The 23,679-nt window shown below is 68.3% G+C and carries 27 protein-coding genes; 9 read left to right on the top strand and 18 right to left on the bottom strand.

The window, feature by feature from the left end; translation table 11 throughout:
• Nucleotides 1-11 precede the first annotated feature (11 nt).
• The 3 genes from ACFJGU_RS09285 to ACFJGU_RS09275 all read right to left on the bottom strand — a co-directional run bounded on the left by ACFJGU_RS09285 (nt 12) and on the right by ACFJGU_RS09275 (nt 3,245).
• Nucleotides 12-974: a 1,4-dihydroxy-2-naphthoate polyprenyltransferase gene (locus ACFJGU_RS09285; RefSeq protein ID WP_382309689.1), complete on the bottom strand. Its 963-nt coding sequence runs from the start codon at nt 972-974 to the stop codon at nt 12-14.
• 11 nt (nt 975-985) lie between these two features.
• Nucleotides 986-2,179, bottom strand: coding sequence for an AMP-binding protein (locus ACFJGU_RS09280; protein ID WP_382309687.1), 1,194 nt, complete (start codon nt 2,177-2,179; stop codon nt 986-988).
• A gap of 148 nt (nt 2,180-2,327) precedes the next feature.
• Nucleotides 2,328-3,245, bottom strand: a complete 918-nt coding sequence (locus tag ACFJGU_RS09275; protein ID WP_382309685.1) for a 1,4-dihydroxy-2-naphthoyl-CoA synthase — start codon at nt 3,243-3,245, stop codon at nt 2,328-2,330.
• Between the two features lie 83 nt (nt 3,246-3,328).
• Between ACFJGU_RS09275 and ACFJGU_RS09270 the strand changes: the two genes are divergently transcribed.
• Nucleotides 3,329-4,348 (top strand): o-succinylbenzoate synthase, encoded by a 1,020-nt coding sequence (locus ACFJGU_RS09270; protein WP_382309683.1) that lies wholly within the window; start codon nt 3,329-3,331, stop codon nt 4,346-4,348.
• Between the two features lie 80 nt (nt 4,349-4,428).
• On the opposite strand, the gene ccsB is transcribed toward ACFJGU_RS09270, so the two are convergent.
• From ccsB to ACFJGU_RS09245, 5 genes are read right to left on the bottom strand one after another with little or no spacing between them, the layout of a single operon-like run.
• Nucleotides 4,429-5,430: a c-type cytochrome biogenesis protein CcsB gene (ccsB, locus tag ACFJGU_RS09265; protein ID WP_382310321.1), complete on the bottom strand. Its 1,002-nt coding sequence runs from the start codon at nt 5,428-5,430 to the stop codon at nt 4,429-4,431.
• A gap of 60 nt (nt 5,431-5,490) precedes the next feature.
• Complete coding sequence (locus tag ACFJGU_RS09260; protein ID WP_382309681.1) at nt 5,491-7,200, bottom strand: cytochrome c biogenesis protein ResB; 1,710 nt, start codon at nt 7,198-7,200, stop codon at nt 5,491-5,493.
• A complete protein-coding gene (locus ACFJGU_RS09255; protein WP_382309679.1) occupies nt 7,184-7,942 on the bottom strand; it encodes a cytochrome c biogenesis CcdA family protein in 759 nt (252 codons plus the stop codon). The genes ACFJGU_RS09260 and ACFJGU_RS09255 overlap by 17 nt, the downstream gene beginning before the upstream one ends.
• 4 nt (nt 7,943-7,946) lie before the next feature.
• Nucleotides 7,947-8,627 (bottom strand): TlpA family protein disulfide reductase, encoded by a 681-nt coding sequence (locus ACFJGU_RS09250; RefSeq protein WP_382309677.1) that lies wholly within the window; start codon nt 8,625-8,627, stop codon nt 7,947-7,949.
• On the bottom strand, nt 8,624-9,268 hold the full coding sequence (locus ACFJGU_RS09245) for a histidine phosphatase family protein (protein WP_382309675.1): 645 nt from the start codon (nt 9,266-9,268) through the stop codon (nt 8,624-8,626). The genes ACFJGU_RS09250 and ACFJGU_RS09245 overlap by 4 nt, the downstream gene beginning before the upstream one ends.
• A gap of 368 nt (nt 9,269-9,636) precedes the next feature.
• Between ACFJGU_RS09245 and aspS the strand changes: the two genes are divergently transcribed.
• On the top strand, nt 9,637-10,947 hold the full coding sequence (aspS, locus tag ACFJGU_RS09240; protein WP_382309673.1) for an aspartate--tRNA(Asn) ligase: 1,311 nt from the start codon (nt 9,637-9,639) through the stop codon (nt 10,945-10,947).
• A 67-nt stretch (nt 10,948-11,014) separates the two neighbouring features.
• Here aspS and ACFJGU_RS09235 read toward each other — a convergent pair whose 3' ends face one another.
• From ACFJGU_RS09235 to ACFJGU_RS09205, 7 genes are all read right to left on the bottom strand, one after another.
• Entirely contained in the window at nt 11,015-11,569 is a 555-nt protein-coding gene (locus tag ACFJGU_RS09235; RefSeq protein WP_382309671.1) for a GNAT family N-acetyltransferase, read from the bottom strand.
• A 16-nt stretch (nt 11,570-11,585) separates the two neighbouring features.
• Nucleotides 11,586-11,885 carry a Dabb family protein gene (locus ACFJGU_RS09230; RefSeq protein ID WP_382309669.1) on the bottom strand — a complete coding sequence of 100 codons (300 nt, stop codon included), beginning with the start codon at nt 11,883-11,885 and terminating at the stop codon, nt 11,586-11,588.
• Complete coding sequence (locus tag ACFJGU_RS09225; protein WP_382309667.1) at nt 11,882-12,160, bottom strand: glutaredoxin family protein; 279 nt, start codon at nt 12,158-12,160, stop codon at nt 11,882-11,884. Before ACFJGU_RS09225 ends, ACFJGU_RS09230 begins: the two co-directional genes overlap by 4 nt.
• A gap of 54 nt (nt 12,161-12,214) precedes the next feature.
• Nucleotides 12,215-12,529 carry a hypothetical protein gene (locus tag ACFJGU_RS09220; RefSeq protein WP_382309665.1) on the bottom strand — a complete coding sequence of 105 codons (315 nt, stop codon included), beginning with the start codon at nt 12,527-12,529 and terminating at the stop codon, nt 12,215-12,217.
• Nucleotides 12,530-12,602: 73 nt separating this feature from the next.
• The gene (locus ACFJGU_RS09215; RefSeq protein ID WP_003792170.1) at nt 12,603-12,701 is read right to left on the bottom strand and encodes a 30S ribosomal protein bS22; all 99 of its coding nucleotides are present in this window, start codon (nt 12,699-12,701) and stop codon (nt 12,603-12,605) included.
• Nucleotides 12,702-12,782: 81 nt separating this feature from the next.
• Nucleotides 12,783-12,989, bottom strand: a complete 207-nt coding sequence (locus ACFJGU_RS09210; RefSeq protein WP_092549136.1) for a helix-turn-helix domain-containing protein — start codon at nt 12,987-12,989, stop codon at nt 12,783-12,785.
• A 62-nt stretch (nt 12,990-13,051) separates the two neighbouring features.
• A complete protein-coding gene (locus tag ACFJGU_RS09205) occupies nt 13,052-13,513 on the bottom strand; it encodes an ArsR/SmtB family transcription factor (RefSeq protein ID WP_382309662.1) in 462 nt (153 codons plus the stop codon).
• A gap of 102 nt (nt 13,514-13,615) precedes the next feature.
• Here ACFJGU_RS09205 and ACFJGU_RS09200 point away from each other — a divergent pair, with 102 nt between their 5' ends.
• The 3 genes from ACFJGU_RS09200 to ACFJGU_RS09190 all read left to right on the top strand — a co-directional run bounded on the left by ACFJGU_RS09200 (nt 13,616) and on the right by ACFJGU_RS09190 (nt 16,677).
• Nucleotides 13,616-15,100, top strand: coding sequence for a TrkH family potassium uptake protein (locus ACFJGU_RS09200; protein WP_382309660.1), 1,485 nt, complete (start codon nt 13,616-13,618; stop codon nt 15,098-15,100).
• Nucleotides 15,093-15,764, top strand: coding sequence for a potassium channel family protein (locus ACFJGU_RS09195; RefSeq protein ID WP_382309659.1), 672 nt, complete (start codon nt 15,093-15,095; stop codon nt 15,762-15,764). Before ACFJGU_RS09200 ends, ACFJGU_RS09195 begins: the two co-directional genes overlap by 8 nt.
• A gap of 136 nt (nt 15,765-15,900) precedes the next feature.
• Entirely contained in the window at nt 15,901-16,677 is a 777-nt protein-coding gene (locus ACFJGU_RS09190; RefSeq protein ID WP_382309657.1) for a hypothetical protein, read from the top strand.
• 4 nt (nt 16,678-16,681) lie between these two features.
• Here ACFJGU_RS09190 and proC read toward each other — a convergent pair whose 3' ends face one another.
• Complete coding sequence (gene proC, locus ACFJGU_RS09185; RefSeq protein ID WP_382309655.1) at nt 16,682-17,530, bottom strand: pyrroline-5-carboxylate reductase; 849 nt, start codon at nt 17,528-17,530, stop codon at nt 16,682-16,684.
• A gap of 49 nt (nt 17,531-17,579) precedes the next feature.
• On the opposite strand from proC, the gene ACFJGU_RS09180 reads away from it, so the two are divergent.
• Together ACFJGU_RS09180 and ACFJGU_RS09175 are read left to right on the top strand one after the other, a co-directional pair.
• Nucleotides 17,580-18,542, top strand: coding sequence for a cation diffusion facilitator family transporter (locus ACFJGU_RS09180; protein ID WP_382309653.1), 963 nt, complete (start codon nt 17,580-17,582; stop codon nt 18,540-18,542).
• A gap of 11 nt (nt 18,543-18,553) precedes the next feature.
• Nucleotides 18,554-19,297, top strand: a complete 744-nt coding sequence (locus tag ACFJGU_RS09175; protein WP_382309651.1) for a glutamine amidotransferase — start codon at nt 18,554-18,556, stop codon at nt 19,295-19,297.
• 95 nt (nt 19,298-19,392) lie between these two features.
• Here the strand turns inward: ACFJGU_RS09175 and tadA are convergent, their stop codons facing one another.
• The gene (gene tadA / locus ACFJGU_RS09170; protein WP_382310319.1) at nt 19,393-19,842 is read right to left on the bottom strand and encodes a tRNA adenosine(34) deaminase TadA; all 450 of its coding nucleotides are present in this window, start codon (nt 19,840-19,842) and stop codon (nt 19,393-19,395) included.
• A 129-nt stretch (nt 19,843-19,971) separates the two neighbouring features.
• On the opposite strand from tadA, the gene upp reads away from it, so the two are divergent.
• The gene (gene upp, locus ACFJGU_RS09165; RefSeq protein WP_092549163.1) at nt 19,972-20,604 is read left to right on the top strand and encodes a uracil phosphoribosyltransferase; all 633 of its coding nucleotides are present in this window, start codon (nt 19,972-19,974) and stop codon (nt 20,602-20,604) included.
• A gap of 6 nt (nt 20,605-20,610) precedes the next feature.
• Here upp and ACFJGU_RS09160 read toward each other — a convergent pair whose 3' ends face one another.
• Entirely contained in the window at nt 20,611-22,149 is a 1,539-nt protein-coding gene (locus ACFJGU_RS09160; protein ID WP_382309649.1) for an MFS transporter, read from the bottom strand.
• A 347-nt stretch (nt 22,150-22,496) separates the two neighbouring features.
• On the opposite strand from ACFJGU_RS09160, the gene ACFJGU_RS09155 reads away from it, so the two are divergent.
• The gene (locus ACFJGU_RS09155; RefSeq protein ID WP_382309648.1) at nt 22,497-23,195 is read left to right on the top strand and encodes a winged helix-turn-helix domain-containing protein; all 699 of its coding nucleotides are present in this window, start codon (nt 22,497-22,499) and stop codon (nt 23,193-23,195) included.
• Nucleotides 23,196-23,679: the final 484 nt, after the last annotated feature.

The following is a 23,679-nucleotide window of genomic DNA, read 5'->3' as shown; positions in this document are numbered from 1 at the left end:
CCGCCGGCGCTCTAGTAGCCGAAGGCCAGGCCCAGACCGATGCCGTAGAGCAACCCGAAGAGACTGGTGAGCTGCAGTACCGTGACGAACTCGCGCGGCTTCTTCGCCGTCAGCATGATGACAATGGCGGGGCCGGTGAGCAGCAGGGTGAAGAACACCAACGGCGCGAGCGGGAACAGCAGCGTGAAGAACCAGAGGATCGCGTAGGCGATGGCGATCCACACCACGTAGACGATGCGCGACGCCGTGCGGCCGATGAGCACGGCGAAGGTGCGCTTCTTCACCAGCTTGTCCTGCTCGATGTCGCGGATGTTGTTGGCCATCAGCACCGCGCAGGCGATCGCGCCGGCGGCGATGCTGGCCAGCCAGCTCTCGTCGTTGACCTCGCCGGCGAGGATGAACGTGGTTCCGGCGGTGGCGACCAAGCCGAAGAACACGAACACGAAGACCTCGCCCAGGCCGTAGTAGCCATAGGGATGCTTGCCGCCGGTGTAGAACCAGCCCGCGGCGATCGCGGCCGCACCCACGGCGAGCAGCCAGTACTGGCCGGTGATCACGGTGATCACGAGGCCGGCGATCGCGGCGAGCGCGAAGAAGACGATCGCGGCGGCGAGCACCCGCTTGGCGGGGACCAGGCCGGAGCCGGTCAGGCGCGGCGGACCCACCCGGAAATCATCCGTTCCCCGCACGCCGTCGGAGTAGTCGTTGGCGTAGTTGACGCCGATCTGCAGGAACACCGCCACGACCAGGCAGAGCGCCACGAGGAGCTTCGAGATGTCGGCGGTGTCGATCATCGCGGCCCCGGTGCCGAGCGCCACGGGAGCGATGGCGAGCGGGAGGGTGCGGAGGCGCGCGCCCGCGATCCAGGCGCCGGCCGCCGACTTCGGACCGGCGGGCTTGGTGGCGGTCGCAGCGCCGCGCGCGGCGTTGACCCGGGCAGGGTGGCCCGAAGGGCGCTTCTTCGTTTTCGACATCGGGGCTGATTCTAGCCAGCGCGGCCTTGGAGCGACCTGGCGATCGCCAGGCGGTCGGGCTTGCCCGAGGAGAGTCTCGGCAGCTGCTCCACGTGGTGGATCTCGACCGGCGCCGCCGCGCGGCCGGCCGAGTCGATGACGGCCGATCGCACCCGCTCGAGCGAGTCGTCCGAGACCGGTGCGTCGGTGACGACCACGCTCACCTGACCCCACTCGGTGCTCCGCTGCGGAACGACGACCGCCTGCTCGAAACCGGCGAGCGCCTGCACCACGCGCTCCACCCGATCGAGCGCGACCTTCACGCCCCCCGAGATGATGACGTTGTCGAGCCGACCGGTCACCCGCACAACCCCGTCGACCACGGTTCCACTGTCGGCGGTGCGATACCAGCGCACCCGGTCGTCGACCCGGAACTTGCGGGCCGTGAGCTCGTCGTCGCCGAGATAGCCTTCGGCCAGGGTGGGCCCGGAGAGCTCGATCTCGCCGCCGCTCTCGCGCGCCACGGTCTGACCGATGGCCCGCCCGTCGTACACGCAACCGCCGGCGGTCTCGCTCGACCCGTAGGTGCGGACGACGCGGAAGCCGGCCGCTTTCGCGCGTTCGTAGAGCGCCGGAGGCAGCGCCTGCCCGCCGATGAGGATGCTGTCGAAGCGGGCGACCGAGCGGCGGATGCCCTGATCGGCTTCCGCGGCCGTCACCAGACGGGCCAGCTGGGCGGGAACGAGCGAGGTGAAGCGCAGCGGCGCATCCAACTCGTCAGCGAGGGCGGCGAACGCCGAGGCGGAGAAGTGGCCTTGAGGCTGCACCACCGGCGTGGTGCCCGCGACGATGGAGCGCACGAGCACTTGCACCCCGGCGATGTAATGCGTCGGCAGCGCGAGCAGCCATTGCCCTTGCCCGCCGAGTGCGACCTCGACCGCCGCGGCAGACGCGAGCAGCGCATCGGTGCTCAGGGCAACCCGCTTCGGCGCGCCTGAACTGCCCGACGTCTCGATGACGAGGGCCACGGCCCGCGGCACCTCGGGCGGCACGGGTGCGTCGCGTGCGACCACCGGGTCGCCCAGTGCGGGCGTGGCGTGCCGCCCACGGCCCGTGCCCCCCTCCCGCGGCAGGATGGCAGGCCCGTCGTTCGACAGGGCAACGCGCAGAGCCGCACCGACGGCGGCGGTGTCGGCACCGTCGAGAACCTCGAGCGATCGAGTCATGGCCTCACCTTAGACGCCGTTTCCCGCCGCGGCCCGTGCACTCTCGATGGAGTTTCGCGCCCCTGTACCGACCGGATGGACCCACGCGCCCCATCCAGCCGAACGTCCATCGAGATGGCACGCCGACTGGCGGACGCACGACCGTTCATCAGAAGTGGTACGGGAACGCCGACCAGTCGGGTTCGCGCTTCTCGAGGAACGAGTCCCGGCCCTCGACGGCCTCATCGCTCGCGTAGGCGAGCCGAGTCGCCTCCCCCGCGAAGATCTGCTGGCCCACGAGACCGTCGTCGACCGCGTTGAACGCATACTTCAGCATGCGGATGGCGGTGGGCGACTTGCCCAGGATGACCCGAGCCCAGCGCAACGCCTCCCGCTCGAGCTCCGCGTGCGGCACCACCGCGTTCACCGTGCCCATCTCGTAGGCACGCTGGGCGCTGTACTCCTCGGCGAGGAAGAAGATCTCGCGCGCCACCTTCTGCCCCACCTGGCGTGCGAGGTACGCGCTGCCGTACCCTCCGTCGAAGGAGCCGACATCCGCATCCGTCTGCTTGAAGCGGCCGTGCTCCTCGCTCGCGATGGTGAGGTCGCAGATGACGTGCAGCGAATGGCCCCCGCCCGCCGCCCAACCCGGCACCACCGCGATGACGACCTTCGACATGAAGCGGATGAGCCGCTGCACCTCGAGGATGTGCAGCCTCCCGGCCCGCGCGGTGTCGATGCCCTTCGCAGTCTCCCCACTGGAGTACTTGTAGCCGTCTCTCCCCCGGATGCGCTGATCGCCCCCGCTGCAGAACGCCCACCCGCCGTCTTTCGGGCTCGGACCGTTGCCGGTGAGGAGCACCACTCCCACCTGGGGGTTCTGCCGCGCGTCGTCGAGCGCCGCATACAACTCGTCGACCGTCTTCGGCCGGAAGGCGTTGCGCACCTCCGGGCGGTCGAAGGCGATGCGCGCCACCCTGCCCTCCCGGTCGAGGTGATAGGTGATGTCGGTGAAGCCCTCGGAGCCGGGCGCGACGACCCATTCGGCGGGATCGAAGATGTCGGAGACGGTGGTGCGATCGGTCATGCTGCAAGGTTACGCGGTGGGCGCATCCGGGCCCCGGCGAGCGGTGAATTGTGGATAAGGACTCGCGGGTCGAGACTTGTGGAGTGATAGTCGACGACGCCGTGACGCTGCCCGGACTCGATGAGATCCTCGAGCGGATGCGCGTGGTCGCGATCCCGCTGCACACGCGGTTCCGCGGTCAGACGGTGCGCGAGCTCGCACTCTTCGAGGGCCCGGAAGGCTGGACCGAGTTCTCCCCCTTCCCGGAGTACGAGGATGCGGAGGCGTCCGCGTGGCTGCGCGGCGCGATCGACTTCGGCTGGCGCCCGATCCCGACGTCGTCGGAGGGCCGCACCGAGATCATGGTCAACGCGACCCTCCCCGCGGTTCCGGCCGATGAGGTCGAGCGGGTGCTGGCGCACTACGACGGCTGCCGCACCGTCAAGGTCAAGGTGGCCGAGCGAGGCCAGACCATCGACGACGACGTGGCCCGCGTGCGGGCGGCCCGCACGGTGCTGGGGGCGGAGGGGCGCATCCGGATCGACGCGAACGGCGCGTGGAACGTCGACGAGGCCGAGCACGCCATCCACCAGCTCTGCGAGTTCGACCTGGAGTACGTGGAACAGCCGTGCGCGAGTGTCGAAGAACTCGCCGAGATCCGCCTCCGGGTGAAGTACATGGGCATCCCGATCGCCGCCGACGAGAGCGTGCGCAAGGCGAGCGACCCGTTGGCCGTCGCCCGGGCCGGAGCGGCCGACATCCTGGTCGTCAAGGCACAGCCGTTGGGCGGGGTCGCCCGGGCCCTCGCCATCGTGCGGGAGGCCGGACTGCCTGCCGTCGTCTCGTCGGCCCTGGAGAGCTCGGTCGGCATCGCGATGGGCGCCCACCTCGCGGCGACCCTTCCCACTCTCGACTACGACTGTGGACTAGCCACGGTCGATCTCTTCGAGGGCGACGTCGTCGCGCCGGCCGAGAGCCTGGTGCCCCGTGGCGGCCGCATCCCCGTGCGCCGCCCCGAGGTCGATCCCGACCTCGTGGTCCGCTTCACCGCCGGCGCCGAGCGAACGGAGTGGTGGCGTTCCCGGCTCGTTCGTTGCCACGAGCTGCTGGCCGAGGATTCCTGACGTCACTCATCCGCACGGATTCGCGCCACCGAGTCGTGAGGAAGCACCGATCCCTGCGGATCAGTGAACGCGGTCGCGACCTACAGGCCCGAGTAGGCGTGCAGCCCCTTGAAGAACACGTTCACGATGCCGAAGTTGAACAGCACCGCCGCGAAGCCGACGATCGCGAGCCAGGCCGACCTTGAACCGCGCCACCCTCGGGTGGCCCGCGCGTGGATGTAGCCGGCGTAGATGACCCAGATGATGAAGGTCCAGACCTCTTTCGTGTCCCAGCCCCAGTAGCGCCCCCAGGCCCGCTCGGCCCAGATGGCGCCGGCGATGAGCGTGAAGGTCCAGAGCACGAAGCCCACGATGTTGACCCGGTAGGCGAGGCGCTCGAGCGTCTCCGAGTCGGGCAGCGTCTTGAGGAACCGCAGACGCAGCGCCGACGCGATGCGCGAGACGGAGTCGCCCTTGGTCTGCAGCAGCTGGATGACCGACAGGGCACCGCCGAGCGAGAAGAACGCGGTGCCGACGATGGCCACGAGCACGTGGATGACGAGCCAAGCCGACTGCAGCGCCGGCGGCAGCGGCGAGACACTCACGTAGTAGTTCACGGTCGAGATGCCGAGCAGGACGAGCACGAGACCGGTCACGAACGTGCCCAGGAAGCGCAGGTCTTCGCGAATCAACAGCACCAGGAAGACCGCCACGATCAGCAGCGTGCCGGTGATGGAGAACTCGTACATGTTCGCCCACGGCACCCGTGCGGCCGCGATACCGCGGAGGATCACGCCGCCGAGCTGGATGATCCAGGCCAGGATCGTGAACGACACCCCGAGTCGGAGCGCCATCGACCGCTTGCCCGCCCCGTCGACTCCGGCCAGCGACACCAGGCTCGCCTCGTCGGCAGCCGCGGACCCGGAGCCCGAACCCGGAACAGCCCCAGAGGCAGCAGAGCCGGAGGCAGCAGAGCCGGAGCCGGCAGCCCCCACCGCGGCGGGGACTTTCGCCTCCACGCCCTCGGTCGCCTTGCGCACCGTCGACGACCGCCGCGCCAGGTCGAGCGCGAACGCCACGAAAGCCAGCGCATACACGCCCATGGCCGAGTAGATGAGGATGAGAGAGATCTCGTCGAGTGCTTGCGTCGTCACAGCTAGAGCCTAAGCCTTCGGATCGGTCGGGGAAGAGGGGGAGACAGCAGCGGGGGAGGAATCACCGGAAGCCCCCGTTGTGGAGGAGGAGTCCGTCGGCGACACGGCCGAGAACCCTGCGGCATGCCGTTCGGCCAGCGCCGCCAAGGCCTCCACGAGCCGCGGATCGTCGCCGCGCGCGAGCCCCGCGTACTCGACGTGCACCGTGCCGTCGGCGCGCGTCGCGGCCTTCACCCACACCCGGCGGCGCGGGATGAACAGCGAGGTCAGCAGGCCGCCGAGCACCAGCACCGCGAACAGCAGCACCCAGCCCTGGGTCGGATCGTGGTGCACCTCGAACGACGCGAACCGCTTCACGCCGTCGAGCGACACCGTGCCGAGTCCGTTCGGCAGATCCGTCGTCTCCCCCGGCTTCAGCTCGATCGAGTCGACCCCGGTGTCGCCGCCGGTCAGCTGCGTCATCGCATCCGTGTCGAGCGTGTAGACGGACGCGGGCACACCGCCGTCAAGTCCCAGGTCGCCGTCGTAGACGTTCAGCGTCAGCACGGGGTACTGCAGATCGGGGAACGAGGAATAGTAGACGCCGGAATCCGCCTGCGCCTGCGTCGGGTAGAAGAAGCCGATGAGGCCCACCTGGTCGGGCAGCCCGTCGGGCACCTTCACGACCCCGAGCGAAGTGAGCGAGGCATCCTGCGGCAGGAAGGGCACGGAGTCGGTGAACACCACGTCGCCCGCCGGGTTCCGGATCGTGATCGTGGGCGCGTAGCCGTTGCCCAGCAGGTAGACGTCGGTGCCACCGATCTTCAGCGGGCTGTTGACCTTGATGTCGCTGGTCGAGGTGTCGCCCGAGGCATCCGTCGTCGTCACCGCCGCGGTGTAGTCGAGCGGCTGGCCGAAGGCCTTGAGCGACTGCGTCTCGTAGCTCGCCGAGAAGGAGTCGAGCGTGATGGCGTAGGGCGAGAGCTGGCTGTCGCTGAAGAACCGTCCGGGGTTGAACGAGTCGTAGGCGAGCAGCGTGTTCACGAAGGTCTGCCCCTCCACCACCACGCGGTTGCCGTTGTAGCCGAAGCCGCCGCCGACACCCACGGTGATGAGGATGCCGACCAGCGCCGAGTGGAACACCAGGTTGCCGGTCTCGCGCAGGTAGCCGCGCTCGGCCGACACCGACACGGTCTCGCGGCCGGTTCGCGCATCGACGCCGGTGAACACCACGGTGCGGTAGCGCTGACGCTTCAGCAGGGTGCGCGCCGACTCGACGACGGACGCCGGGGTGACGGATACGCCATCCACGCTTCCCTGGAAGTCCCGCGTCGTGAAGCCGGCGAGCCGCGACAGCCGCGCCGGCGTGCGCGGGGGCTTGGCGCGCAGGGCCTCGAAGTGGTGTTTGGTGCGCGGGATCACGCATCCGATGAGCGAGATGAACAGCAGCAGGTAGATCGAGGAGAACCACACCGAGGTGTAGACGTTGAACGCCTGCAGCTTGTCGAGGAACGGCGCCAGATCGGGGTTGTCGACGAAGTACTGCGTGACGCCGTTCGGGTCGGCCGCCCGCTGCGGAACGAGCGAACCGGGCACGGCCGCGAGCGCGAGCAGCAACAGCAGGAACAGCGCGGTGCGCATGCTCGTGAGCTGCCGCCAGAACCAGCGCAACCAGCCCAGGAAGCCGAGGCGCGGAAGCGTGACCTCCGCGGAGTCGAAGTGATCAGATGGGCGAGACAAAGCCGTTGATCACCGCCTGCATCTCGTAGATCCAGATGGTCCAGAGGCCGGAGACCATGAGGATGCCGATGGCCACCAGAACGACGCCGCCCACGATGTTGATGGTGCGGATGTGTCGCTTCAGGAACTTCACCGAGCTGGTCACCCAGTTCAGTCCCAGCGCGACGAGGAGGAACGGCAGACCGAGACCGATGCAGTAGAAGAGGCCGAGCAGCACGCCGCTCCAGGCCGATCCGCTGGTCAGGCTGAGCGCCTGGATCGCGCCGAGGGTCGGGCCGATGCAGGGCGTCCAGCCGAGGCCGAACACGACGCCGAGGATCGGAGCGCCGGCCAGGCCCGTGGCCGGCCGCCAGCTCGGCTTGAAGGTGCGCTGCAGGAAGCTGAACTGTCCGATGAACACCAGGCCGAGCGCGATCACGACGACGCCCATGATGCGGGTGACGAGGTCCTGCCACACGATGAGCCAGGTGCCGAGCGCGCCGAACGCGGCCGAATAGGCGAGGAAGATCACCGAGAAGCCGAGGATGAACAGGGCGATGCCGAGAAGCATCCGCCGTCGACCGGCCTTGCGCCCTGATGCGTCGGTGCCGGCGTCGGAGATCCCGCCGACGTAGGCGAGATACCCCGGCACGAGCGGGAGCACGCAGGGCGATGCGAAGGACACGAGACCGGCGAGCAGCGCGATCGGGATGGCGAGGAGCAGCTGACCGCTCAGCACGACCTCGGCGAAGGGATTGCCCACGGCGTCAGCTCGATCCGTCGGAGGACGACGTGGACGCAGGCGTCGCGGCGGGCGTCGGGGTCGCGTCGCCCGGCTCTCCGCTGTCGCCGCCGGGCAGGTTCGACTTGATCAACGTCTCGAGGATCGACGGGTCGGTGAGCTGACCCAGGATGCGTGCCGCGACCCGGCCCTGCGGGTCGAGCACCAGGGTGGTCGGCACCGCGTTCGGCGCCACCGTGCCCGAGAAGGCCAGCTGCATCGCACCGTCGGTGTCGACGACCGAGGGATAGGAGACGCCGTACTTCTCGGCGAAGGAGATCGCGGTCGGCGCCTGATCGCGCACGTTGACACCGAGGAAGGAGACGCCCTTCCCCTCGTACTCGCTGTTCAGCTTCTCCAGCGCGGGCGCCTCAGCCCGGCACGGCGCACATCCGGCGTACCAGAAATTGAGCACCAGAACCTGACCGGTGTAGTCGCTCGCCGTGACCGGATCGCCGTTCTCGTCGGTTCCCGAGAACTGCACGGCGGCGCCGCGATCGGCGAGCGGGACCTCGGTGATCGAGCCGTCGCCGGAGATGTAGTTCTTGTTGCTGCCCTCGAGGTACTGCTGCGCCAGCGGGTCGTTCGAGCACCCCGCGAGCAGCAGCGCGGTCGCGGCGAGAACGGCGGCGGCCGCGATGCGGAACCTGGTCGGCCTGCGGGTCACACTGCCCCCACGTCGGTGGCGGATGCCGCGAGCGCCGCCGCGGGGTCGCTGTAGCCGACCTCGACGAAGCCGTCGCCCCGGCGTTCGAAACTGGTGATGCTGGAGAGAGCACAGCGGCGCTTGCGTGGGTCGTGAGCGAGGCGCTCGCCCGCGATGGTGCGGTGCGCCATCCAGATCGGCAGCTGATGACTCACCATCACGACGTCTCCGTCGTCGATGGAAGCGTGTGCGTCGGTCATGGCGGCGAGCATCCGCGCCGAGATGGATGTGAAGGCCTCACCCCAGGCCGGCCGCCACGGGTTCCAGAGGAAGCGCCACATCCGAGGGTCGCGCAGGGCGCCACCGGGACCGCGCATCCGTCGCCCCTCGAACGCGTTCGTGGGCTCGATGATGCGGTCTTCGATGGCCGGGGTCAGTCCGAGCGCGCGGGCGATCGGCTGGCCCGACTCGCGCGCACGCTGCAGGGGAGAGGTGTAGAGGGCGCTGATCGGGCGGTTGCGGGCCACCAGGTCGTCGGCCGCGGCCTTCGCCATGCGGTGCCCCAGATCGGAGAGGCCGAAGTTCGGCAGTCGTCCGTAGAGCACTTCATCGGGGTTGAAGACCTCACCGTGACGGACGAGGTGGATCTGGCTGGCGGGCACGATACCCAGTCTACGAGCGGCCCAGCCGCGAGAATGCCGAGAGCGGCTCTTTGTGTTAGCTCAGCTACACCGATCCTTTAGAACTATTCGATTGTGCTGAACAGTTCCGCGAGGTGAAATTGATGTCAGAAAGGCTTACTCATGACCATCATCACGCTCTCCATCTTCGCCGCCGTCGCCACCTCCGGAATCGTCGCCACCATCGCCGCCATGCGGATGGACGGCTACCGCCGCATCCCCACGCGTCGGTCCTGATCCGGAACGCCTGAACCGGGACGGGCCTGATCCGGAACGCACCTGATCCGGAACGGACCTGATCGCCTGATCTCCGGCTTCGCCGCGAGGCGTCGCAGGTAGACTCTCTACCCGTGACCGAACGCACCCTCGTCAAGAACCTTGCCGCACTGCCCGATGGGCCCGTCGCCGTCTCCGGCTGGGTCGATACGGTGCGCGATCAGAAGAAGGTGCAGTTCGTCGTCCTCCGCGACGAGTCGGGCGCCGTTCAGCTGGTGAACCCGCGAACGGACGAGACCGAAGAGGTCGCCGAGATCATCTCCGGCCTCGCGCAGGGCTCCTTCATCACCGTCACCGGCGAGCTCAAGCACGACGAGCGCGTGAAGCTCGGCGGCATCGAGGTGAAGCTCGCGACCCTCGTGGTCGAGACCGCCGCCATTCCCGAGACGCCGATCGCGGCCGACTCGGGCATCGACAAGCGCATGGACTGGCGCTTCCTCGACCTGCGTCGCCCCGAGCAGAACCTCGTCTTCCGGGTGCAGACCACCCTCGAGCACGCCTGGCGCACCTACTGGGTCGAGCACGACTTCATCGAGATCCACACCCCGAAGCTCATGGCCTCGGCGAGCGAGTCGCGCGCCGAGCTCTTCGAGGTCGAGTACTTCGAGACCAAGGCCTACCTCTCGCAGAGCCCGCAGTTCTTCAAGCAGATGGCGCAGCCGGCCGGCTTCGGCAAGGTGTTCGAGGTGGGTCCCGCGTTCCGCGCCGACCCGTCGTTCACGAGCCGGCACGCCACGGAGTTCACGAGCGTCGACGCCGAGATCTCCTGGATCGACTCGCACGAAGACGTCATGCAGCTGCACGAGGAGCTCATGGTCGCGGGCCTCCGCGCGGTGAAGGAGAAGCACGGCGAGGAGATCAAGGCGCTCTTCGACGTCGACATCGAGGTGCCCACGCAGCCCTTCCCGCGCATCCCGCTCGCCGAGGCGAAGCAGATCGTGGCCGACCGCGGATACGTTGTGCCGCGCGAGGACGACGACATGGACCCGGAGGGCGAGCGTCAGATCGCGGCCTACGTCAAGGAGACCTACGGGCACGACTTCGTCTTCCTCACCGACTACGCGTCGAGCATCCGGCCGTTCTACCACATGCGCAACGCGGCCGACCAGACCATCACGAACAGCTACGACCTCATCTACAACGGTGTCGAGATCTCGACGGGAGCCCAGCGCGAGCACCGCGTCGAGATCCTCACCGAGCAGGCGCGCGAGAAGGGGCTCGACCCTGAGGAGCTCGGGTTCTACCTCGACTTCTTCCGCTACGGCGTCCCGCCGCACGGCGGGTTCGGCATGGGTCTCTCGCGCGTGCTCATGCTGATGCTGCACCAGACGAACCTCCGCGAGGTCGTCTACCTGTTCCGCGGGCCGACGCGCCTGCTCCCCTGACGCTGGTAACTACGCAAATGAAGAGGACCGACCCCGTATAGGGCGTCGGTCCTCTTCATTTGCGTAGTTACTCGTCGCCCAGGTCGGCGGCGAGCAGCCGATACCGCACGTGCGGGCGGAGGGGCGACCCCTCGGGCACGCGGGGGTGCTCGAAGAAGTCGGCCCGGCGCATCCCGATCCGCTCCATCACGGCGCGTGAGGGCTGGTTGATCACCGCCGTGATCGAGTCGATCTCAGCGAGCCCGGCTTCGTCGAATCCGATCCGCACGGATGCCCGCGCCGCTTCGGTCGCGTACCCCCGGCCCCAGAACCCTCGCGCCAGCCGCCAGCCCACCTCCACTCCGCCGGCGCCGGGCACGCCCTCGGGCATCGGTGCCAGCCCCGTGAATCCGATGAACTCGCCCGTCGCGCGCAGTTCGAGCGCCCACAAGCCGTAGCCGTGCGAGTCGAAGAGCGCGTCGGCGCGCACCGCCAACGCGTCGCTCGCCTCGCGGTCCAGCGGCGCCGGGAAGTAGCGCATCACCTCGGGGTCGGCGGTGAGAGCAGCGAACGGCTCGAGGTCGTCGTGGCGCCACCGACGCAGCAGGAGGCGGTCGGTGAGCAGCTCGGTCACGACACTCACGACACCTCCACCGACATCAGACTTCGATGTCGACCGAGGCGCGCTGGACCACGAGGGCCTTGATCTGCGGCACGACCTCGAGGTGCGCCGGATGCGTCTGGTAGGCGTCGAGACCGGCGAGGTCGTCGTAGTCGGCCACCAGCACGACATCCCAGTTGGCCTCGAAATAGGCCATGTTCGGGCCCACCGCGAGCGACACGATCGAGGGCACGACCCCGACCAGACCCGAGAGGAGTCGCGTGATCTCGGCGGCGTCGGCCGCCTTCTGCGACGGCTCGGTCGCGGCCAGCTTCCACGCGACGACGTGACGGATCATTCGGATGCCTCCAGGAGAGCGGTGCGGAGGCGAGCCGGTTCGACCCGCCAGATCGTGTGCACCCGGCCGTCGAGCATGACCACCGGGATCTCCTCGGCGAACTCGTCCATCAGCGCGGGGTTGTCGAGGATCGACAGCTCCGTCACGTTCACCTCGACCGACGGCACCGACGAGTCGGCGGCCAGGTCGTCGAGCACTCCCCGGATGGCGTCGCGCGCGTCGTCGCAGAGGTGACACCCGGGCTTGCCGATGAGCGTGAGGTTGACGGTGGGCACGGTCTCAGCCTACCGAGCGGCCGACGGAGGGCGGGAACGCGGTGACGCCCGCGGTCACGGCGTGAAATCGCGCTTCACCGTCCAGGCCGTGGCCTCCTCCAGCCGACCGAGCAAAGCCAACGCGCTCATGGCGGCGTGCTCGAAACCCAGCCGGGAGTACACGTCCAGGGCGAGGGGCGGCGGCTCGCCGAACTTGGGGATCTCGATCTCGACCCGCGCACCGCCTTCGAGCTCGATGTGGGGATGCATCGTCCCCGCGCCGATGACCGGCCGATCGACGGCGAGCGACACGATGGCGAGCGCGTCGAGCTTGGTCACCGCGTCGCGGACGACCAGGGTGGCGCAGTACTCCTCAGGCGCGTCGTTCATCGGCAGCGAAAGCAAAAAGCGCCAGACGTGGTGTCTGGCGCTCTGCTCGCGTAGCGAGACCTAGGGTCTGACGCTACTTCTTGTTGCGACGCTGGTGGCGAGTCTTGCGAAGCAGCTTGCGGTGCTTCTTCTTCGCCATGCGCTTGCGACGCTTCTTGATTACAGAACCCACACAAACCTCACACGTATCAGGATGACCACGCCGAAAACCGGCGGCCGGCCAAAGGGCCTCGGAGAAGTGTACCAGTTACTCTCAGGCCGAATCGGCGGCCCGGTCTGCCACGTGGTTCTCCACCGCCGACGCGACGGCCGACTCGGGCACCCGGAACGAACGGCCGAAACGGATCGCCGGAAGCTCACCGGAGTGCACGAGACGGTACACGGTCATCTTCGACACCCGCATCATCTCGGCCACCTCGGCGACCGTGAGGAATCTCACATCATCCAGGTCCGCAGCCATGGCGAAACCATAGCGGCTGCAAGGCCTCACGAGCAACAGCAGTCACTCGGGTCTCACGCCGCTCAGCGCCGGAGCTTCGACACCAGGTCGTCGGCCACCGACTTCACCGCGTGCGACGTGGCCGCAGCCCGGCGCCCCACGTTCTGACCGAAGGTCGCGGCGGCCGACTTGACGGCGTCGGACGCGTTGTCCCAGAGCTCGTCGGTGGCGGCCTCGTCGAAGTCGGCGGAGAGGAACGGGATGATCCAGTCCTCCACATCCTCCAGCGGCGACACGTCGATCTTGTAGAAGCGGTGCTGACCCTCTTCGCGCACCACCACGAGCCCCGCATCCCGCAGCACCTTCAGGTGCTTGGAGACGGTGGGCTGACTGAGTTCGAGCTGCGACACCAGCTCCGAGACGCTGAACTCCCCTTCGCCCGCACCGGATGCGCTGGGGCTGTCGGAGGAGACGTAGCGCTCGAGCAGCAACGACAGGAGCTGACGCCGAGTGGGGTCAGCGATCACTGAGAAGATGTCGGCCATGCGTCCAGGGTAGTGGTGCACCCCCGCATCCGCGCCACCCCGGGTAGCATTGGGGCGTTCACACAGGGGTACCGACACGGCCCGCCGTAGCGAGGATCAGGGATGAGCATCGGCAACACGGCGTTCTCCCGCAATCCGCTGTTCCGCAGCCGCACCTGGTTCGGCCGCGCGCGGGCCGCGATGCGGGAATTCTCCGAGCGCTCGCCCTCGCGGTTCGCGATCCTCATCTTCGCCTCGCTCGTGCTCATCTTCACGGTGCTGTTCTCGCTGCCGATCTCCAGCGCCACGGGTAAGGCCACCGGCCTGGCCGACTCCCTCTTCACCGCGGTCTCGGTCATCTGTGTCACGGGACTCTCCACGGTCGACATGGCCACGCACTGGTCGGTGTTCGGCCACGTGGTCATCTACATCGGTGTGCAGATCGGCGCGCTCGGTGTGCTGACGCTCGCCAGCATCCTCGGGCTCGTCATCTCGCGCCGGCTCGGTCTCCGCGCGCGACTCATCGCAGCGAGCGACACCAACCCGCTCCGGATGCACCACGGGCCGGTCGCCGAGGGGCAGGCGGTGCGGCTCGGCGAGATCGGTTCGTTGCTGGCCACGGTCGCGATCAGCGCCTTGGTGATCGAGCTCGCGCTCGCGATCCTGCTGCTGCCCCGGATGCTCATCGACGGCATCCCGGTCGGCGAAGCCGTGTGGTTCGCCCTCTATTACTCGGCGATGGCGTTCACCAACACCGGATTCGCGCCCAACGCGGAGGGTCTGACGCCGTTCGCGAACGACTACTTCTTCCTCACGATCCTCATGATCGGCGTGTTCCTCGGCAGCATCGGCTTCCCGATCATCTACACGCTCTCGCGCAGCCTCAAGGGCTGGAAGCTGCGGCGCCGGCACAGCAGGATGAACCGGCCCCCGCGGTGGTCGGTGCACGTGAAGCTCACGCTGGTGACGAGCGCGCTCCTGATCGTGTTCGGAGCGGCTCTCTACATCATCCTCGAGTTCGACAACCCGAAGACCTTCGGCGAACTCGGGGCGGGCGACACCGTCTTCCAGAGCTTCTTCCTCTCGGTGATGACGCGATCGGGCGGATTCTCGACCATCAACATCCCCGATCTCAACGGGTCGAGTCTGCTGGTGACCGACATGCTGATGTTCATCGGCGGCGGATCGGCATCCACCGCCGGCGGCATCAAAGTCACGACCCTGGCCGTGCTGTTCCTCGCGGCCTTCGCGGAGGCGCGCGGAAACCAGGAGATGGAGGCGTTCAGCCGGCGCATCCCGAGCGACGTGCTGCGATTGGGTGTCTCGGTCGTGCTCTGGGGGGCGACGACGGTGGCCGTGTCGAGCATCCTCATCCTGCAGATCTCCAAGGCACCGCTCGACTTCGTGCTCTTCGACGTGATCTCGGCGTTCGCGACCTCGGGCCTCACCACGGGGCTGACGGCATCGCTGCCCGATCCGGGCGTCTACATCATGGCCGCCACCATGTTCTTCGGGCGCGTTGGTACAGTGACTCTCGCCGCCGCCCTGGCCGCGAGCCAGCGGCAGCAGCTCTACAAGCGCCCGGAAGAGAGGCCCATCGTTGGTTGACCGGATCAAACACGACGCCCCGGTTCTCGTGATCGGGTTGGGCCGCTTCGGAGCGGCCACGGCCGGCGAACTCGACCGGCTGGGCCGCGAGGTGCTCGCGATCGACGAGAACGAAGGTCTCGTGCAGAAGTGGTCGGAACGGGTGACCCACACCGTGCAGGCCGATGCGAAGAACATCGAGGCGCTGCGGCAGATCGGGGCATCCGAGTTCCAGATCGCGGTGGTGGCGGTGGGCTCGTCGATCGAGGCATCCGTTCTCATCACGGCCAACCTCGTCGACCTGCGCGTGCCGCAGATCTGGGCGAAGGCGATCTCGCGGTCACACGGCAAGATCCTCGAGCGCATCGGCGCCAACCACGTCATCTATCCCGAGGCCGAAGCGGGCGAGCGGGTCGCGCACCTGGTGTCCGGTCGAATGCTCGACTTCATCGAGTTCGACGACGATTTCGCCCTGGTGAAGATGTATCCGCCGAAGCCGATCCGCGGCCTCAACCTCACCGAGTCGGGCGTGCGCACGAAGTACCACGTGACCGTGGTGGGCGTGAAGAGCCCCGGCAAGCCGTTCACCTACGCGACGGAGTCGACCGTGGTCTCGAACCACGATCTGATCATCGTGTCGGGCAAGTCGTCCGACATCGAGACGTTCGCGGCGCTCGGCAACTGAGGTCTCGTCCCCGCGAGTCATGCGGCGGTGGGATGATCGCTCTGTGACGCTGTTCGAGGATGACGGGTCGCGGATCTTCCGCGAACCCGGTGCGGGGCAGGGTGGACGGAAGCCTCGGAATCGAGTGGCATTCTGGATGAGCGTGCTCGCGGTCGTGGCGACCGGCCTCTTCGTGCTCACCACGCTCCCCTCGAACCCGCTGTCGTGGCTCACGCACTACTCGATGTCGGCGGAACTCACCGAGGTGGCCGACCAGATCGGGTTCACCGACGAAGGTCTCGCGATCTTCGAGGACACCGAGCCCGAACTGCTCTCGGATGCCCCGTTCCGGGAGGCGTGCGTCGACGACAGCGAGGCCGGCGACGACGGTGATGGATCGGGATCGACGGTGGGCTGCTACTACGGCATCGGCGACACCGGCCGCATCGCGATCTTCGAGCCCTCCGACGACCGGCTCGCCGATCAGGTGGCGGTGACCGCGGCGCACGAGTTCCTGCACGCCGCGTACGACCGGCTGACGAGCGGCGATCGCGACCGGCTCGACGCCCTGCTCGACGATCGCTGGGCCGAGCTGCCCGCCGACGACCCGCTCCGCGGCAACCTGGAGATGTCGGCGCAGGGTCACGCCGATGCGATGGGAACCGAGGAGTTCGCCTACCTCGGCTCGGAGATCGCGGATGCCGGGCCCGAGCTCGAGGAGTTCTACGCTCCCTACTTCCGCGACCGTCAGGCGGTGGTCGCGATCGACGCCGCCGACGAGGCGATGTGGGCGGGTGTGGACGCCGCGTACCGGGCCGCGCTCGACGCTCTCGACGCGGCCACCGACGAGTCGGAGGTGTCGGCCCGGCGGGCGGAGGTCGATCGGCTCGACGCCGACTACGAGGCGCTCATCACGGCGTCCACGCCGCACTAGGGCCTCAACCGGCGGCGAGCTCCTTGGCCCGCGCGAGGGCCGCGTCGGTCGCCTTCGTGAAGAGGGCGGGGAGGTCGGCGTCCTGGAGCACCGCGAGCGCCCGTTCGGTGGTGCCCTTGGGGCTCGTGACCTGGATTCGCAGCTCGGTGGGGGTCTTGCCCGACGCGACGAGGAGTTCGGATGCGCCGGCGAAGGTCCCGTTCACCAGCTCGGCCGCCTGCTCCGCGCTGAACCCCTTCTCCACCGCCGCCGCCGTGAGCGCTTCTATCAACAGAAAGACGTACGCCGGCCCCGAACCGGAGATGGTGCTGAGAGCATCGAGCTGTGATTCCGGAACTTCGACCACCGTCCCCACCGTCTCGAACAGCGAGCGCACGAGCGCGAGGTCGGCCGCGCTCGAGCGTGTTCCGGCCGAGAGCCCCGTGACGGCGCGGCCCACCACGGCGGGCGTGTTCGGCATCGAGCGCAGCACCGACACCGTGCTCGGCAGGTGCGCCTCGAAGGTCGCGACGGTGACTCCGGCGGCGACGCTTACCACGATCGCGCCCGGCTCGAGCGACGACGCGATCTCGTCGAGCAGGTCCGGCACCATGGCGGGCTTCACGGCCACGATCACGATCGCGGCACCGGCGACGGCATGGCGGTTCGCCTCCGGGTCGTCCTCGGTGGCGAATGCGGTCACGCCTGGGGTGCCGTCGAGTTCGGCGGCGCGCGACGCCGAACGGTTGGTGACACGGATGCCGCCGACCACCTCCACGGTCGGAGCGAGAAGTCCGCTCAGCACGGCCCGGCCCATCGAGCCGGCGCCGAGCAGAGCGATGGACGGAAGCTGGGTGGAGTCGGCGTGGGTCATCAGTCCATCCTAGGATTGGCCGCAGCGGCGCAAGGGAAAGAGGGCACTCGTGAGCACTTCAGGTGGCAACAAGGCGATCCTCGCGGCCCTGGGCGCCAACCTCGGCATCGCGGTCACCAAGTTCATCGCGTTCGTCTTCTCCGGCTCCTCCTCCATGCTCGCCGAGGGCGTGCACTCCCTCGCCGATTCCGGCAACCAGCTGCTCCTGCTCCTCGGGGGTCGTCAGGCGAAGAAGAAGGCCGACAAGGAGCATCCCTTCGGCTACGGGCGCGAGCGCTACGTCTACGCCTTCGTGGTGTCGATCATCCTGTTCTCCGTCGGTGGCGTGTTCTCGATCTACGAGGGCATCGAGAAGCTCGCGGAACCGCATCCGATCGAGAACGCGTGGCTGCCGATCCTCGTGCTGGTCATCGCCATGGGCCTCGAAGGGTTCTCGTTGCGCACGGCCGTGCGCGAGAGCAACCACTCCCGGGGCAAGCAGAGCTGGGTGCAGTTCGTGCGCCGTGCCAAGGCGCCCGAGCTGCCGGTGGTGCTGCTCGAAGACACTGCGGCGCTGCTCGGTCTGGCCTTCGCCTTCGTGGGCGTGGTGCTCTCGGTGATCACGGGCAACGGCGTGTGGGACGGCATCGGAACCCTGTTCATCGGCGCCCTGCTCGTGGCCGTGGCGGTCGTGCTCGGTATGGAGACGAAGAGCCTGCTCGTGGGCGAAGGCGCGAGCGACGCCGACACCGCAGCCATCGCGCGTGCGATCGAGGGCACCGCCAACGTCGATCGGCTCATCCACATGAAGTCGCTCTACCTCGGTCCCGACGAGCTGCTCGTCGCGGCCAAGATCGCTCTGCCACCCGAGATCGAGCTGCGCGACGTGGCCGCCACCATCAACCAGGTGGAGGAGAACATCCGGTCCGCCGTGCCGATCGCGCGCGTCATCTACATCGAGCCCGACGTCTACGTGCCGCCGGTGGAGATCGAGACCTCCACCGAGGCGATCGTCATCAAGAGCACCGACTGATCGCCACCGCAATGCGCGCTGCAGTCATCCGGCACGAGCGGATGGTGTCGCTCGGCAACTTCGATTCCGTCCTGCGGGCGCACGGCTACGACATCGAGGTGCTCGACGCCGGTCTCGCCTCCTCGGCGCCCGGTGAGTTCGCCGCGGCATTGGCCACCGCAGCCGACGCCGATCTGCTCGTCGTTCTCGGGTCGGCGCGGGGCGTCTACGAAGCCGACCGGCACGCCTTCATCGCACCCGAGATCGCCTTCGTGCGCGAGCGTCTGGCATCCGCTCGCCCCACTCTCGGCGTGTGCTTCGGTGCTCAGCTGATCGCAGCGGCCCTAGGCGAAGAGGTGCGGCCGGGCGCCACGGTCGAGATCGGCTACCGCGAGGTCACACCGACGGATGCCGGTCTCGAATCCCCCGTGCGCCACGTCGCCGGCGTGCCCGTGGCGGAGTGGCATGGCGATACGTTCGACCTGCCGCGCGGTACCGAGCGCCTCGCGTCGTCGGCCGCCTACGCGAACGAAGCCTTCGGCATCGGCGACTGGATGCTCGCCGTGCAGTTCCATCCCGAGCTCACCGACGAGATGCACGAGGAGTGGCTCGTGGCCGACGCCGCCTACGTCGACGCTGCGGGCTACGACCCCGAGGCGCTGCGGGCCGAGCGCGCCCGCTACGGCGAGGGAATGCAGGCGGTCTCGCAGCGGATGCTCGCCGAGTACCTCGAGCACCTGCCGGGGCTCCATCCGTCGCCGGGTCGCGCGACGTAGGCGATAGGGCGTCCGCCGGAGCGACTTCGCGCTACTTCGCGCGTCGGTGGCTCGGCCCGGCGGGTGGGCGGGCCCAACGGGTGCGGCGGGCGCGGTCAGCGCGTCGAGATGGGGCCGCGCCCGTCGCGGAAGAAGGCGGTGAGCAGCTCACCGCAGGCCTCCGCCTCGACCCCCGCCACCACCTCGACGGTGTGGTTCAACCGCCGGTCGCGCAGCACGTCGTAGACCGAGCCCGCCGCGCCCGCCTTCTCGTCCCAGGCACCGAACACCACCCGAGGGATGCGGGCGGAGAGGATCGCGCCCGCACACATCACGCACGGCTCCAGCGTCACGATCAGCGTCGCATCCGTGAGGTGCCAGTCGTCGAGCTTCCAGGACGCCTGGCGGATGGCCACCACCTCCGCGTGCGCGGTGGGGTCCTGCCGCAGCTCCCGCTCGTTCCGACCCACGCCGATCACGGCGCCCGATCCGTCGACCACGATCGCGCCGACCGGCACGTCCTCGGTCTCGAGAGCGGCACGCGCTTCGTCGAGCGCGAGGCGCATCCAGTCGGTCAGTACTCCCGGTGCGGGTAGAGGGCTGGGCGACGAATCGGCCACGTCACATCCTCTCGTCTTCAGGCGTAGGTTATATCGTCCTGCGGCAGGGCCGGTCGAGTCCAGTAGATTGACCCTATGCGAGTACACGTTGCCGACCACCCGCTCATCACCCACAAGCTGACGGTCCTCCGCGACGTGAACACGCCGTCGCCGACTTTCCGGTCCCTCGCCGAAGAGCTGGTGACCCTGCTGGCCTACGAGGCCACGCGCAACGTGCGGGTGGAGCCCGTCACCATCCAGACACCGGTGGCCGAGACGACGGGGGTCGCGATCAGCAGCCCGCGCCCGCTGGTCGTGCCGATCCTCCGCGCCGGGCTCGGCATGCTCGAAGGCATGGTGAAGCTGGTGCCGAGCGCCGAGGTCGGTTTCCTCGGCATGGTGCGCAACGAGGAGACCCTCGAGCCCACCACCTACGCCGAGCGCCTGCCCGACGACCTCTCCGATCGCCAGTGCTTCGTGCTCGACCCGATGCTCGCCACCGGAGGCTCGCTCAGTGCCGCCATCGAGTTCCTCTTCAAGCGCGGGGCTCAGGATGTCACGGCCATCTGCCTCCTCGGAGCCCCCGAGGGTGTGGCTGCTCTCGAGAAGGCGACCGAAGGCCGCGACGTGACGCTCGTGTTGGGTGCCCTCGACGAGCGCCTCAACGAGAAGGGCTACATCGTCCCCGGTCTCGGTGACGCCGGCGATCGCCTTTACGGAACGGTCTGAGCCCGGCTACTGCTCCGACCCCCTGGGGTCACTCGTCGGCACCGGCGGCGCCGTTTCCGAATCGGCCGGGTCGTCTTCGGGCTCCTCGGCCTCGGCACGCTTGCGGCGGAAGAGGTCGACGAGGGCGATGGCCAGCGCCACGAGGATGAGTCCGAGCGTCACGAAGAAGGCGTTGCGGAAGCCGTCGTGGTACACCGACACGTTGTCGGCATTGCCGGGCCCCTCGCGGTACAGCGTCGAGAAGAAGATCGACGACGCGGCAGCGACCCCCATGGCGGTGCCGACCCGCTGCCCCACCTGCGCCATCGATCCGGCGACACCGCCCTCGGTCACCGGGATCTCGGCGAGCGTCAGCGTCTGGTTCGGCGAGATCACGAGCCCGCCTCCGGCGCCGGCCACCGCCATCGCCGCCGCCATCAGCCAGATCGACCACTCGGCCGGCGGCAGCACCGCCGCGAGCAGCACCAGCACGAAGCCGCAGAACGCGATCACCAACCCCACCACCACGAGGGCCCGCCCGTAGCGTCCGACCAACCGGCCACCGATCAGCGACGCGATCGCGGAGGTCAGTGCGAACGAGATGCTCACCATGCCCGCGAACACCGGAGGGAATCCCAAACCCTCCTGCAGGAACAGCGTCGTCAGCAGGAAGATCGCCGGAATGGCCGCGAAGTATGCGGTCGCGAGCAGGAGTCCGTTGCGGTAGGAGCCGAGCGCGAACAACGAGAAGTGGATGGCGGGCGATTTCCCGGCCGCCGCGTAGCGACGCTCCCACGCGATGAACAGGACGACGAACACCGCGCATCCGAGCAGCCAGAGCCAGCGCCAGGGACTGTCGTCGGGGCCGCCCGTGGTGAGCACGAACGGCAGCATGAAGCTGAAGACGCTCGCCCCGAGCAGGAGGATGCCCACGAGGTCGAGGTTGCGCGGGCCGGGCTGATGGGGTTGCGACCGGGGCAACAGGCGCAGGGCGAACACGAGAGCCAGGATGCCGAGCGGCACGTTCATCCAGAACAGGAGCCGCCAGCCGTCGGTCTCGCCGCCGACCGCGATCAGCAGTCCGCCGAGCGTCGGCCCGAAGGCGGTGGCGACACCGATCGTGGCGCCGAACAACCCGAAGGCGCGGCCCCGCTCCTCGCCTTGGAACAACTGCTGCACCAACCCCAGAACCTGGGGCATCTGCACACCTGCGGCGACGCCCTGAAGGATGCGGGCCATCACGAGGACCTGGATGCTCGGGGCGATCGCACACAGAGCGCTGGCCACCGTGAACCCGCTCAGCCCCACCACGAACATCACTCGGCGCGAGTAGAGGTCGCCGAGTCGGCCTGACGGCACGAGCGCCAGACCGAACGCGAGCGCGTAACCGGCGACGATGATCTGCAGTTCGCTGGAGCCGGCGCCGAGCGACTTCTCGATCGAGGGCAGGCCGACATTCACCTTCGACAGGTCGAGGATGGTCAACGCCGCGACCGCGACGCACACGGCGAAGGCCTGCCAGCGCGCACGGCCCGCTCCCGCGCTGAGCGGTGTGGGGGAGGCCATGTCGTCGAATCTATACCGAGAGCAACGATCCGGCGCTTGACAATTCGCACGCGCATCCGCTTAGCTTCTGTCTATGACTGACAAGGTGCACACCCTGACCTCCTTTGAGGCTCCTGGGCATGCCGGCATGATGATGGCCGGCGCCGTCGTCATGTGTTGTCGAATGTGTCGCTAACGAGACAATCTCGACGAGCACCCCTCCACCTCTCAGCCTCATCCCGCTGATCGAACGGTGCAGGTGCTCCGCATCCGGAACTCTCCGGTGCAGCCCGGACTCTCATCGCAGTCCGTAGCCTGACACATCTCCGACCCGTTCAGACGGGTCACTTCAGCTGAGGACAACTCTCATGTCGATCGCCCACCTCGATTCCCGCCCCGCCACCATCACGCCCATCAGCCGCGTCGAAGACGTCGCCTCGGCCGCCCCCCGCATCCGCGCCGTGCCCGAGGGCACCGAAGCCCGCGGCTTCGTGCTCTACGTCGGCATCGACGAGGACAAGGCCGCCGCCGACGGCACCGACCTCGGCCGCATTGTCGAGGCGCTCAAGGCCCTCGCCGCGGAACTCGCTCCCTCCTCGGAGACCTACGCCGCCGTCGCCCTCGCACCGCGCGGTGCCGGTGGCCGCGACGTCGACGTGGTGCGCCTCGCGCTACAGGACCCGACGGCGCTGGCCAAGCACCGCCAGGTTCCGGATGCGCAGGACCGCGCCCGCGACGGCGTCGTCGTCGACCTCAGCCGCAAGCGCGTGCTGCTCGACAACAACGCCGCGAACCTCACCTACAAGGAGTTCGAGCTGCTCCAGTACCTCGTGCTCCGCGAGGGCCGCACCATCGAGCGCGCCGAGCTGATCACCGCGCTCTGGAGCGCCGGTGACGAAGAGGTGCCGAACGAGCGCACCATCGACGTGCACGTGCGCCGCCTCCGCTCCAAGCTCGGCGACTACGAGGACATCGTGCGCACCGTGCGCGGCGTCGGCTACCGCTTCGATCGCCATGCCGACGTCTCTGTGCGCCACACCTCAACCCCCTCCCCTGACCTCTTCTAAGCGATCCCTTGGCTCGGCAAGCCATGAGGCCTGCCGGGCATCGAAAGGGCGACGGTGAAGGCCTAGCGACTACCCGGAATAGGCATCGAGCTTCGGGACCTCGTCTGTGAGCGAATCGATCCCGCCGAGCAGGAAGACCCTATTCGCGCCCAAACCCACGCTGGTATCGATCACCGCCCGCGGAACGCAAGACTACGGCAACCCCTACAGTGGAAATGTCGTCGGTCCGGCGAGCACGCTACCCGCTAGGGCATCGGGAAGTTCGTACCACTGGCTAAATACGTCGTGTCGGCGTTCGCGAAGGCGGCCTGTGGTCTGGGTTCAATGATGCCTCGAAGCGGTCTGCTCCGCCGATTCGCGTGACCGGTCCGACCCTCAACTGTGACGTCTCGACAGCGGCTGAAATGGCATTGACATCACCTACGATTTTCAACCGGGATGTCGCGTGAGCAGCGAACAAGGCGAGCGCGGCACATCGGCGCTA

It is taken from the genome of Herbiconiux sp. UC225_62, assembly GCF_042694625.1.
GTDB lineage: Bacteria > Actinomycetota > Actinomycetes > Actinomycetales > Microbacteriaceae > Herbiconiux.
This window is presented reverse-complemented; position numbering and strand designations above follow the sequence as displayed.